The following is an 11972-nucleotide window of genomic DNA, read 5'->3' on the forward strand; positions in this document are numbered from 1 at the left end:
TTCAATCGTATGCTTACTTCGCCCCATAAAAAATACTCCCCAACAGATAAACAGATTTTGTTTTTTCATCTGTCTACCTATTGGGGAGCATATCACATCTATCACTTCGGCTCTATTTTTACAAAACTTAAAACTTTTTCATTCTCTGCATACCGGACAACTCGAATTTGGCTCTCTCGATTTGGACTACCATTATCATGAATGATAAAGTATAGGGCGCTATCTTTTATTTCATAACCGATTAATGGAACCCAGTGATACTTAAATGTAGGTTTTGAATTGAATTGGAATGTAAAATATTTATCAAACTTCATCGCTACCGGTCTACCGGCATCTAATTGTTTTAATGCTTCATAAAGGGAACAATCTGCGACAATCCAGTCATTTCCTAAATGCTTTCGTAACCGTTTAATAAGGCGCCATTTAAATAGGCCAATTGGAGTACCACCAAGAAGTTTATAAAGGGAATTTACATCCTGGTTAAGCTGTTGCTGACCTAAATAATTTAAGATGACATAAACCGTTGTAGGGCCACAAGCCGAATTTCGATATTGTGGGAAAACTTCCTCACTATGCTGGGACATCCCTTTAATATTTAATTGTACTTTCATTTTCACCTCAAGCCCCCTTTCTTCTATATTATGTAATTTGTAGGGAGATGTAAAAAAACAATGTTATAATGAGTTGGAAATGAATGCACGTGTAATGGTTGGAGGAGTTTGTGTGAAAAAGTATAAAACATTATTATTTGACTTAGATGATACATTATTTGATTTTCAAGCAACTGAAGATATGGCATTACAAAAATTATTTAATGCATATCAACTTGAATTGACGCCACAAATTAAAGCAGATTATAAAAAAATTAATGACCAACTTTGGAAAGCGTATGAAGAGGATCAAATGGACCGAGATGAAGTCGTCAATACGAGATTTTCGCGTTTGTTTGAATTATATGGGGTTCAAGTGAATGGGATTGAACTACAAAATAGTTATATGAGCTATTTGTCAGAAGGCCATCATCTTATTCCTGGTGCCGTTGAGTTAATTCAATCTCTTCACACACAGTATGATTTATATGTGGTGACAAACGGTTCGTCTTTTTCGCAGTTCAAACGATTGGAAGATTCAGGGTTAGCGCCATATTTTTTAAACGTTTTTGTTTCTGAAGATACCGGCTATCAAAAACCAATGAAAGAATTTTTTGATCATGTCTTTTCACAAATTGAAAACTTCAAACATGATCATGCGCTCATCATTGGCGACTCTCTATCAGCAGATATAACGGGAGGATGGCGTGCTGGGATTGATACATGTTGGGTAAATCTTCAAAGAAAAGAGAATAACACTAAAGTAATCCCAACTTATGAAATTACAAGACTAGATGAATTGCATACTATTTTAGGATGAAATAAAACGAGCCGATCTACCTGCACTCAGAGATAGATCGGCTAGCATTTCTTATTTTCCTTCTTGTCTACGCTTTGTTACAGTCTCTCCTGCAATCCCCCAGTTGTCCGTATTTACTTCATCAATAACGACAACCGTTGTTGCTGGGTTTTTTCCGAGTACATCCACTAATAATTGAGTCGCTCCTTTGATCAGAGCTGCCTTCTTCTCAGGTGTTACATCTTCATTGGTAATTTTAATATTTACGTATGGCATATAAATACGAACCTCCATTATTTAGAACTATTGTTAGTATAAAGGAAATCTTTTTAAAAGTATTCGTTTTCCTTATATAAAAAGACCATATTAAATGAGTGTCGAAACATCTCACTAATACGGCCATTTCCTTTATGCTTGAGCAGTTAAAAACTCAATGACTTGCTCTGGAGATTTGGCGTTTGCACTATGTAAGTGTGCTAGTTTTTCGCCATTTTTGAATATTAAAAGACTTGGAATACCCATCACTTGGTATTTTTCTGCTAGCTCAGGGAACTCATCACGGTTAATTTCATACCAGTCGTATTGTTTATATTCTTCGATAATTGGATCAATGAACATATTCATACGTGTACAATCTGGACACCATCCAGCATAAAATTTAATAATGACTGGTTGCGCATTGCTAATGATTTCGTTAAATTGTTCATTTGTTGTAATTTGATTCATTTAAATTCACGCTCCTTATGAGTAGTGTACACATTATTGTTTAATTTTGAAAAGTAATTTGACTTATTGAATAAGGGACCATAAGTCTCCAGTTGCTTTCGGAGCTGAACGAACGCCTTCCGCTTTTCTTGTAGTCTATTAACGAAATTTTTAGTTAATTTAGATAAAAAAGATTGCTAAAATTGACAAAATCAACTACACTAAGAACAGAAAATCTGTTTTAAATGAAATTTCTTTTACGTTTTATTTTTTTTAACTTCAAAATGAATGAGTATTCATTCAAGAAGACGGATAAGGGGGATGTTTATGTCTTACAAAATTCAAAAAGCAGCTGTACTAGGCTCAGGGGTGATGGGTTCAGGTATTGCGGCTCACTTAGCGAATATCGGGATTCCAACATTAATTTTAGACATTGTTCCAAAAGAATTAACAAAAGAAGAGGAAGCGAAAGGGTTAACGTTAGAACATCCAGCAGTACGCAATCGTTTTGCCAACGGAGCGCTACAAAAGCTTCTTAAACAAAAGCCGGCTCCTCTTACATCAAAAAAGAATTTAAGTCTTCTAACAGTTGGTAACTTTGAAGACGATTTAGATAAATTACAAGAAGTGGATTGGATTATTGAAGTTGTTGTTGAAAATTTACAAGTAAAACAAAATTTATTCGAACGTGTTGAAGCTGTTCGTAAAAATGGTTCGATCATTAGTTCTAATACTTCTGGTATTAGTGTCAATGCGATGGTGGAAGGTCGTTCCGAAGATTTTAAGAAACATTTCTTAGGTACACATTTCTTTAATCCGCCTCGCTATTTAAAATTACTTGAAGTGATCCCTACAGAACATACATTGCCAGAAGTAGTTAGCTTCATGAAAAACTTTGCTGAAGATGTATTGGGGAAAGGAGTTGTAATCGGAAAAGATACACCAAACTTTGTTGCCAATCGGATTGGAACATATGGTTTACTCATTACACTTCGAGAAATGTTAGAGCGCGGATACTCTGTAGGTGAAGTCGACTCAATTACAGGTCCATTAATTGGTCGACCAAAATCAGCGACATTTAGAACGTTAGATGTTGTTGGATTAGATACATTTTTACATGTTGCCAAAACAGTATATGACCAAACAACAGGAGAAGAACAACAAGTATTTGATGTTCCGGACTTAATGAAAAAGCTAGTTGAAAATGGCTGGTTAGGTGCGAAATCAGGGCAAGGATTCTTTGTGAAAAAAGGGAAAGACATCTTTGAAATAGATGCCAATACGTTGGAATATGTTCCGGTAAAAAGTTTACAAACTCCTTCTATTGAAATGGCCAAACAAACAAAAGGGCTTTCAAACAAAGTTAAAACGTTAGTCTATGCAAAAGATCGAGTAGGCGAATTACTTTGGAATATCTTTGCTCCAACTTTAACTTATTCCGCGCAGCTAATGGGCGAAATTGCAGATACAATTGTTGAAATTGATAATGCGATGAAGTGGGGCTTCGGCTGGACACAAGGACCATTCGAAATGTGGGATGCAATCGGTGTGAAACAATCTGTAGAAAGAATGGAAGCAGAAGGAAGAGAAATCCCTGCTTTTGTGAAAGAGTTATTAGCGAAAAACTATGAATCTTTCTATAAAGAAATAGATGGTGAGTTAGCATACTTTAACGGTTCAGAATATGAGAAAGTACCTGTGAACGAAAAAGCGATTGATTTAAGGCGTTATAAGAAAAAACATGGCGTTATTAAATCAAATTCTGGTGCAAGTTTAATCGATTTAGGCGATGGCATTGCGCTTTTAGAGTTCCATTCAAAATCGAACGCAATCGGACTCGATATTATCCAAAAGATTAACTTTGCTATTGATGAAGTAGAGGCGAACTATAAAGGGCTTGTTATCGGGAACCAAGGCAAAAACTTCTGTGTTGGTGCCAACCTTGGCATGATTTTATTAGAAGCGCAAGATGATAATATTTTTGAATTAGACTTTACAATTCGCGCTTTCCAAAAAGCGATGCGCCGAATTAAATACAGCAAAGTCCCTGTAGTAGCGGCACCATTTGGCATGACCCTTGGAGGAGGCTCCGAAGTTTGTTTACCTGCTGCACATATACAAGCGTCGAGTGAAACGTATATGGGCTTAGTGGAAGTAGGGGTAGGCTTAATTCCAGGAGGCGGTGGAAACCTTGCTCTCTATGAAAAGTTTTTGAAAGGTATTCCAAACGGCGTCGACATTGATTACCAAGCAATTGCAACAAAAGTATTTGAAACGATAGCCCTTGCGAAAACATCAACTTCAGCAGAAGAGGCACGTGAAAATAATTTCCTTAATTTTGCTGACGGTGTTTCTGTCAATCCGGATCACTTACTATATGATGCAAAACAAGCAGCATTAGCCCTTTATGAAGCCGGGTATAAGCCACCTGTTCCAAAGAAAATAAAAGTAGTAGGCGCACCAGGTTATGGAACATTGTTACTAGGTGCAGAAGGTATGTTCCAGTCAGGTTATATTAGTGAGCACGACTTGAAAATTGCGAAAAAGCTTGCTTACGTCATTGCTGGGGGATTAGTACCATACGGAACAGAAGTGTCGGAAGAATATTTATTGAACCTTGAAAAAGAGGCATTTTTACAACTGGTAGCCGACCCGAAATCACAGGCAAGAATGCAACACATGCTAATTAAGGGGAAACCATTACGTAATTAATGTGTAAAATTTAAGATTATTAGATTTTGAACAGTGTCTAGCTACAGGCGCTAGCTCTCCAAAAGTTGAAAGAACTTTATAGCTAGGCGAGCGCCTTTTGCTTTTCATAAGATAAGGGGGATACACACTATGCGTGAAGCCGTTATAGTAGCAGGAGCAAGAACACCGATCGGGAAGGCGGTAAAAGGATCACTTGCGAACATGAGGCCAGATGATCTTGGTGGGATTGTAGTAAAGGAAACGTTAAATCGAGCAGGATATGAAGGTCCAATAGATGATTTAATAATGGGTTGTGCATTACCTGAAGCTGAACAAGGGTTGAATGTTGCACGTAACATTGGGGCGTTAGCTGGGTTACCTGATTCTACACCTGCAATTACAATTAATCGTTACTGCTCTTCTGGATTACAGTCGATTGCCTATGCAGCAGAGCGAATTATGCTTGGTCATTCAAAAGCCATCATAGCGGGTGGTGTAGAATCGATGAGTATGGTTCCGATGCCAGGAAATACAGTTCGTTTGAATCCAAAACTAGCAGAAGAAGCCCCCCAGTATTATATGGGCATGGGACATACTGCTGAAGAAGTAGCACGACGTTATGAGGTTAGTCGAGAAGATCAAGACGCTTTTGCAGTGCGTTCCCACGAATTAGCTGCGAAAGCGATTAAAGAAGGAAAGTTTAAAGACGAAATTGTTCCGATTGAAGTTGTTCAGCATTATGTTGATGAAAATCATAAACTTCAGAAAAAGACGTTTATTTTTGATACAGATGAAGGGGTTCGCCCAGGTACGTCAATGGAAGTGTTAGCAAAGTTACGCCCAGCCTTTCACGTTAAAGGTTCTGTAACAGCAGGAAACTCTTCACAAACATCCGATGGGGCAGCAGCTGTTCTTGTCATGGACCGTGAAGAAGCAGCAGCGCAAGGACTACAACCAATGGCAAAGTTTTTAGGATTTGCAGTTGGGGGCGTTCCTCCAGAAGTAATGGGAATTGGTCCAATTGAAGCAATTCCAAAAGCGTTAAAAATCGCAGGTCTTACGCAAGAAGAGATTGATTTATGGGAGCTAAACGAAGCATTCGGATCCCAATCAATTCAAGTCGTGCGTCACTTAGGCATTGATATAGAGAAAGTGAATGTGAATGGTGGAGCTATTGCATTTGGTCATCCACTAGGAGCAACAGGTACGATTCTAACATTAAAATTAATCAATGAATTAAAACGTCAAGGTAAAAAATATGGTGTCGTAACAATGTGTATCGGTGGCGGTATGGGTGCTGCTGGCGTGTTTGAAGTGCTATAAAAATAGATTGGCGGAATAATTTAGTGATTTGGCGGAAATTCGACAAAAAGTGGCGGAATTATTAATTAGTTTGGCGGAATTCTACTCAAAAATGGCGGAATTATTCCTAACTTTATAAAACAAAATTGGGGAGGAATTAGTTATGGTTCAAACAACGAATATTATTAAAGGTGGTAGTTTTTTAATTGAAGATGTGGAATTAGATCGTGTAATTACACCGGAAGATTTTACAGATGAGCAAAAAATGATTGCCCAAACAACGGCTGACTATGTTGAAACAGAAGTAAAACCAGTTGTGGAAAATTTAGAGCATCATGAATTTGATCATTCTGTTCGTCTATTGAAAAAGGCTGGTGAACTAGGACTCCTTGCTGCAGATATTCCGGAAGAGTATGAAGGACTTGGGTTAGATAAAGTATCTTCTGCGTTAATCGGCGAGAAAATGTCTCCTGCTGGTGGATTCTCAATTACTCACGGTGCCCATGTAGGGATTGGGTCGTTACCAATCGTGTTATTCGGTAACCATGAGCAAAAGTCTCAATATTTACCGAAATTAGCTTCTGGGGAATTAATTGCAGCGTATGCATTAACAGAGCCAGGTTCAGGTTCTGATGCATTAGGAGCAAAAACAGTAGCAAAGTTAAATGATGCAGGAACACATTATGTCCTTAACGGTGAAAAGCAATGGATTACAAATGCTGGATTTGCTGATGTATTTGTTGTCTATGCAAAGATTGATGGCGATAAATTTACGGCATTTATTGTAGAACGTAATTTCCCTGGCGTATCAGTGGGTGCGGAAGAAAAGAAAATGGGGATTAAATCATCTTCTACGCGTACATTAATTTTACAAGACGCTCAAGTACCAGTAGAAAATCTATTAGGTGAAATTGGTCGAGGCCATATTATTGCCTTCAATATTTTAAATATCGGACGTTACAAATTAGGGGTAGGGACTGTTGGAGCTTCTAAACGTGCATTTGAATTAGCGGTTGCCTATACAAACCAACGTCAACAATTTAAAACACCTTTATCAAGCTTTAACCTGACAAAAGAAAAAATTGCAACGATGGCTTCACAGCTTTATGCTTCCGAATCTTTAAACTATCGTACAGTTGGTTACTTTGAAGATCGTTTAAGCCAAATGTCTGAAGAGGAGCAAAAAGACGGTAGATCCATTGCAGCAGCAATAGCAGAGTATGCGATTGAATGTTCGATTGCAAAAGTATTTGGTTCAGAAACGCTAGATTACATTGCGGATGAAGCGGTACAATTACATGGTGGTTACGGGTTCATGGCTGAGTATGAAGTAGAACGCATTTATCGTGATTCTCGAATCAATCGTATCTTTGAAGGAACGAACGAAATTAACCGACTACTTGTACCTGGAACATTTATGAAGAAAGCATTAAAAGGTGAATTACCACTTCTTCAAGTAGCACAAAAATTGCAGGAAGAGCTATTAATGCTAATGCCAGAAGATATCGGGGACGAACCACTTGCACAAGAAGCATACCTCGTGAAAAATGCGAAGAAAATTGGCATTTTAGTTGCCGGAGTTGCTGCTCAGAAGTTTGGTACGAAGCTAGAAGCAGAACAAGAAGTGCTGGTAAATATCGCGAACATTGCAAACCAAGTATATGCAATGGAATCTGCAGTCATCCGTACACAAAAAGCGATTAACCGAGACGGAGCAGAAAAAGCAAAACAAAAAATCCTTTATACAGAAATTTTCTGCCAAGAAGCATTTGCAGAAATTGAAAAAGAAGCAAAAGAAGTGATCTTAGCTTCTGTTGAAGGTGATGCAGGAAAAATGACATTATCCGCATTACGTAAGTTAACTCGTAGCAATCCTTACAATTTAATATTAAAGAAACGTGAAGCTTCTCAAAAATTAATTGAAGCAGAGAAGTATATCGTTTAAAACTAAGCTAGAAACCATCTAGAAGGAATCCTATTGCCTCCGGGATTCCTTCTTTTTCGTTTTCTATTCCTGCTCTTCTAAAAGTTAGGAACCTTTCTATTAACTGTATAGTCTTCATTTTTGTTAGAATAGTGAAAATACTAAAAAAGGAGAACTCCCCATGACATTGCAATTGATCCAATATCCGCGCTGTACGACATGTAAAAAAGCACAAAAGTGGTTAGATGAACATGACATTTCGTATGAGGCAATTCATATTGTCGAACAAACACCGACAAAAGAAGAATTAAAATCCTTATGGGAAAAAAGTGGTCTGCCATTGAAAAAGTTTTTTAATACTTCCGGAATGAAGTATAAATCATTAGGCTTAAAGGACAAATTAAGTACGATGACAGAAGAAGAACAGTTAGAACTTTTAGCCTCTGATGGAATGCTAATTAAACGACCAATCGTTACAAATGGAGAAATCGTTACATTAGGATTTAAAGAGGAAGAATTCACAAATACGTGGAAATAAAAAGTATAGATTAACTTGTTTTTACTATTAAAATATGTCAAACTGAACTTGAATAATTACATAAATTTGGAGGGGTTTTAGTGAGCACACCAAAAGAATTACGTTACTCTGAAGAACATGAATGGGTAAAAGTTGAAGATGGTAAAGTGCGTATTGGAATTACACATTTCGCACAATCTGAACTTGGTGACATCGTGTTTGTAGAATTACCACAAGTTGGGGATGAAATTCAAACGAACGAACCATTCGGAAGTGTTGAATCTGTTAAAACAGTTTCTGAACTTTATGCACCGATTTCAGGTAAAGTGGTTGAAGTTAATGCTGAGTTAGAAGATAGCCCAGAATTTGTTAACGAATCTCCATATGAAAAAGCATGGATGATTGTTGTTGAGCCAACTGACATCGCAGAAGTAGAAACTTTATTAACTCCTGAGCAATATGAGGAATTAATTGAAGCAGAATAAGAATATGATATATTAAAACGCCAGTTAAAAACACTGGCGTTTTTTTTACACTACAATAATATAATAAGAAACCACCTATTTTCACATTTTTTATGCATACTTTCTAACATTATCAAGTTGTATTACTTAGAAATCGTGGGGTGAGCAAATGATTGTTGAAAAGTGTATAATCGTTGAGGGTCGATCGGATAAGTTAAATATTGAACCGATATTTGCAGAAAGTGTACAAATTATCTGTACAAATGGGACAATTAGTGAAGAAGCATTATTGGATCTACTTGAACCCTTTGAAGAATGTAAAATTTATACTTTATTTGATCAGGATAAATCGGGTGAAAAGTTGAGAAAGCTAACGAAAAGAATTTATTCGGAGGCGGTTCATCTTTTTATTCCACGAACATATATCGAGGTAGCAAATGCTCCGAAAAAAGTACTGGCACATTTGTTATATGATGCAAAATTCTCGATTCGCAAACAATTTTTATCATCATAGTTCGTAATAGATCAAGAAAAAAATAATATTAAATTCATGCGACTTCCTCGAAATTGAGTAAGTCGTCATTTTATATTGAGGGATTAGGTGAATTACATGCAAGAGTGGACAATTGAACAGTGGGAGCAAAATTTAACACAGCATCCAATTGTAGCTTTTTATTTATATACGCCAATGTGTGGGACATGCGCGGTTGCATCCAAAATGCTCGAAGTCGTTGAAAATGTTTTGCCAGACGTTCCAATTGGCAAAGCAAACATTAATTTCATTCAATCATTGGCAATGGATTATCAAATAGAAAGTGTGCCTTGTTTGGTTATTGGAAAGAGTGGAAATGTAGTAGAAAAATTGTATGCTTTCCAATCCGTACCAAACCTATATGAAAAGTTGAAAAAGTAGTTGACTATACGAATTACCCATGATAAAGTTACTGTCATAGTAATTTAAACTTAATATCGTAACTCTTATAAAGAGAGGCGGAGGGAAGTGCCCGATGAAGCCCGGCAACCATCACAAATGTGAAAAGGTGCCAAGTCACGCGAAGTGGATACTTTGGAAGATGAGAGGACGGTTAACGTATAGCGAATAAATGTTGTGCGAAACCCCTTCTACTTATCTATGTAGTTGGGGTTATTTTTTGCTAATTTTAAAATATACGTACACAAGATAGCGAATTTAATATAGAATGGAGAATTGGGGCACAAAATACGTTATGCGTATTAAAGGAGTATAGACAACATGATTGAATTAAAAGATATCTCTAAAGTATATAAATCAAAAAACGGTGAAATACATGCCGTTAAAAATGTAAATCTATCAATAAGTAAAGGTGAAATATTCGGAATAATCGGATATAGTGGTGCTGGGAAAAGTACGATGATTCGCTTATTGAATGGACTTGAAAAGCCGACCAGTGGGACTGTTGATGTAAATGGTCAGCAAGTTTCTTCGATTTCTGGTAATGCACTACGCAATGCACGACAAAAAATAAGTATGATCTTCCAACACTTTAATTTACTTTGGTCACGTACAGTTGCTGATAATATTGCCTTCCCATTAGAAATTGCTGGTGTACCGAAAGAACAAAGGGATAAACGAGTGAAGGAATTAATTGACCTAGTTGGGTTATCTGGTCGAGATAATGCTTATCCATCGCAATTATCAGGTGGTCAAAAGCAACGTGTAGGCATTGCAAGAGCGTTAGCGAACAATCCTGAAGTACTACTTTGCGATGAAGCAACAAGCGCACTTGACCCAGAAACAACGGATGCCATTTTGGAACTGTTGTTAGATATTAATAAACGATTAGGACTTACAATTGTTTTGATTACCCATGAAATGCATGTCATTCGCAAAATTTGTCACCGTGTTGCCGTAATGGAGGCTGGACAAGTTGTGGAACAAGGAAACGTTCTACAAGTATTCCAAAACCCACAAGCGGATATTACGAAAAATTTCGTCATGCAAGTGTCGGGGACAAAGGAATCGAAGGACTCGATTGAACAAATATTAGTCAACTATCCTACTGGAAAAATTGTGAAGCTAACATTTGTTGGGAATAAAACCGAACAACCTATTATTTCACAGCTCATTAAACAGTTTAATGTGGAAGTAAATATTGTTCACGGGAATATTTCACAAACATCTGGCGGACCATATGGCACATTAATTGTCCAAATTGATGGTGACCAATCGAAAGTGAATCAAGCATTACAGCTGCTTCAATCATTAGAGATTCAAACGGAGGTGATTGAGCATGCTTAGTGGATTATTTCCAAATGTAAGATGGGACAACATGTGGGAAGCGACATATGAAACTTTGTACATGACAGGTATTTCCACAGTTGTCACATTTGTACTAGGTTTAGCAATAGGGATTATTTTATTCTTAACAAGTCCACATCAAATATGGGCAAACAAAATTGCGAACTTTATTACAGGCTCACTTGTAAATATTTTCCGATCAATCCCATTTATCGTATTAATTATTTTATTAATCCCGTTTACTAAGTTTTTATTAGGAACAATTCGTGGGATGAATGCGGCATTACCAGCATTAATAATCGGTGCTGCTCCCTTTTATGCACGTATGGTTTTAATTGCATTACGTGAAATTGATAAAGGTGTATTAGAAGCCGCTCGTTCAATGGGTGCAAAAACATCGACAATTATTTGGAAAGTTCTCATTCCTGAATCGTTACCGGCACTTCTTTCTGGTATTACTGTGACGGCAGTTACATTAGTTGGGTATACAGCAATGGCAGGTATTATTGGTGCAGGTGGATTAGGGAACTTAGCGTTTATTGATGGCTTCCAACGAAGTCGAGATGATGTAACGCTTATGGCGACGATTATCATTTTAATTATCGTCTTCATTATTCAATTAATTGGGGACTTTATTACAACAAAAGCGGATAAACGTTAACGCTTGGTGTTTTCGGGGATACCCGTTCACATATATCATAA

At 37.1% G+C, this 11972-nt stretch carries 13 protein-coding genes and 1 riboswitch; of the genes, 10 read left to right on the forward strand and 3 right to left on the reverse strand.

All coding sequences use genetic code 11. The features are described 5' to 3' along the window. Positions 1-101: 101 nt before the first annotated feature. On the reverse strand, positions 102-611 hold the full coding sequence (locus tag EK386_RS17400; protein WP_126660486.1) for a C39 family peptidase: 510 nt from the start codon (positions 609-611) through the stop codon (positions 102-104). A 112-nt stretch (positions 612-723) separates the two neighbouring features. Between EK386_RS17400 and EK386_RS17405 the strand changes: the two genes are divergently transcribed. Then, positions 724-1410, forward strand: a complete 687-nt coding sequence (locus EK386_RS17405; protein WP_126660451.1) for a YjjG family noncanonical pyrimidine nucleotidase — start codon at positions 724-726, stop codon at positions 1408-1410. A gap of 51 nt (positions 1411-1461) precedes the next feature. Here EK386_RS17405 and EK386_RS17410 read toward each other — a convergent pair whose 3' ends face one another. Continuing rightward, complete coding sequence (locus tag EK386_RS17410) at positions 1462-1665, reverse strand: 2-hydroxymuconate tautomerase family protein (RefSeq protein WP_126660452.1); 204 nt, start codon at positions 1663-1665, stop codon at positions 1462-1464. Between the two features lie 132 nt (positions 1666-1797). Next, positions 1798-2115, reverse strand: coding sequence for a thioredoxin family protein (locus EK386_RS17415; protein WP_126660453.1), 318 nt, complete (start codon positions 2113-2115; stop codon positions 1798-1800). Between the two features lie 306 nt (positions 2116-2421). On the opposite strand from EK386_RS17415, the gene EK386_RS17420 reads away from it, so the two are divergent. The 9 genes from EK386_RS17420 (at position 2422) to EK386_RS17460 (ending at position 11931) form a co-directional block, all read left to right on the forward strand. Further along, positions 2422-4806, forward strand: coding sequence for a 3-hydroxyacyl-CoA dehydrogenase/enoyl-CoA hydratase family protein (locus tag EK386_RS17420; protein ID WP_126660454.1), 2385 nt, complete (start codon positions 2422-2424; stop codon positions 4804-4806). 129 nt (positions 4807-4935) lie between these two features. Then, positions 4936-6108, forward strand: a complete 1173-nt coding sequence (locus EK386_RS17425) for an acetyl-CoA C-acetyltransferase (protein WP_126660455.1) — start codon at positions 4936-4938, stop codon at positions 6106-6108. A gap of 142 nt (positions 6109-6250) precedes the next feature. Further along, on the forward strand, positions 6251-8032 hold the full coding sequence (locus tag EK386_RS17430) for an acyl-CoA dehydrogenase FadE (protein WP_126660456.1): 1782 nt from the start codon (positions 6251-6253) through the stop codon (positions 8030-8032). A 160-nt stretch (positions 8033-8192) separates the two neighbouring features. Beyond that, complete coding sequence (locus tag EK386_RS17435; RefSeq protein ID WP_126660457.1) at positions 8193-8549, forward strand: arsenate reductase family protein; 357 nt, start codon at positions 8193-8195, stop codon at positions 8547-8549. Between the two features lie 80 nt (positions 8550-8629). Further along, positions 8630-9013: a glycine cleavage system protein GcvH gene (gene gcvH, locus EK386_RS17440; protein ID WP_126660458.1), complete on the forward strand. Its 384-nt coding sequence runs from the start codon at positions 8630-8632 to the stop codon at positions 9011-9013. A 148-nt stretch (positions 9014-9161) separates the two neighbouring features. Next, complete coding sequence (locus EK386_RS17445) at positions 9162-9506, forward strand: toprim domain-containing protein (protein ID WP_126660459.1); 345 nt, start codon at positions 9162-9164, stop codon at positions 9504-9506. 96 nt (positions 9507-9602) lie between these two features. After that, positions 9603-9905 (forward strand): thioredoxin family protein, encoded by a 303-nt coding sequence (locus EK386_RS17450; RefSeq protein ID WP_126660460.1) that lies wholly within the window; start codon positions 9603-9605, stop codon positions 9903-9905. Between the two features lie 62 nt (positions 9906-9967). Next, positions 9968-10072, forward strand: a riboswitch (SAM riboswitch). Positions 10073-10244: 172 nt separating this feature from the next. After that, positions 10245-11270: a methionine ABC transporter ATP-binding protein gene (locus tag EK386_RS17455; RefSeq protein WP_126660461.1), complete on the forward strand. Its 1026-nt coding sequence runs from the start codon at positions 10245-10247 to the stop codon at positions 11268-11270. Beyond that, on the forward strand, positions 11263-11931 hold the full coding sequence (locus EK386_RS17460; protein WP_126660462.1) for a methionine ABC transporter permease: 669 nt from the start codon (positions 11263-11265) through the stop codon (positions 11929-11931). The genes EK386_RS17455 and EK386_RS17460 overlap by 8 nt, the downstream gene beginning before the upstream one ends. Positions 11932-11972 lie beyond the last annotated feature (41 nt).

This window comes from Lysinibacillus antri, assembly GCF_003977595.1.
Taxonomy (GTDB): domain Bacteria; phylum Bacillota; class Bacilli; order Bacillales_A; family Planococcaceae; genus Ureibacillus; species Ureibacillus antri.

Coding starts and splice junctions, on each gene's coding strand:
- EK386_RS17435 (WP_126660457.1), top strand. CDS start 8,193: ATGACATTGCAATTGATCCAATATCCGCGCTGTACGACATGTAAAAAA.
- EK386_RS17415 (WP_126660453.1), bottom strand. CDS start 2,115: ATGAATCAAATTACAACAAATGAACAATTTAACGAAATCATTAGCAAT.
- EK386_RS17420 (WP_126660454.1), top strand. CDS start 2,422: ATGTCTTACAAAATTCAAAAAGCAGCTGTACTAGGCTCAGGGGTGATG.
- EK386_RS17400 (WP_126660486.1), bottom strand. CDS start 611: ATGAAAGTACAATTAAATATTAAAGGGATGTCCCAGCATAGTGAGGAA.
- EK386_RS17450 (WP_126660460.1), top strand. CDS start 9,603: ATGCAAGAGTGGACAATTGAACAGTGGGAGCAAAATTTAACACAGCAT.
- EK386_RS17445 (WP_126660459.1), top strand. CDS start 9,162: ATGATTGTTGAAAAGTGTATAATCGTTGAGGGTCGATCGGATAAGTTA.
- EK386_RS17455 (WP_126660461.1), top strand. CDS start 10,245: ATGATTGAATTAAAAGATATCTCTAAAGTATATAAATCAAAAAACGGT.
- EK386_RS17460 (WP_126660462.1), top strand. CDS start 11,263: ATGCTTAGTGGATTATTTCCAAATGTAAGATGGGACAACATGTGGGAA.
- EK386_RS17425 (WP_126660455.1), top strand. CDS start 4,936: ATGCGTGAAGCCGTTATAGTAGCAGGAGCAAGAACACCGATCGGGAAG.
- EK386_RS17410 (WP_126660452.1), bottom strand. CDS start 1,665: ATGCCATACGTAAATATTAAAATTACCAATGAAGATGTAACACCTGAG.
- EK386_RS17430 (WP_126660456.1), top strand. CDS start 6,251: ATGGTTCAAACAACGAATATTATTAAAGGTGGTAGTTTTTTAATTGAA.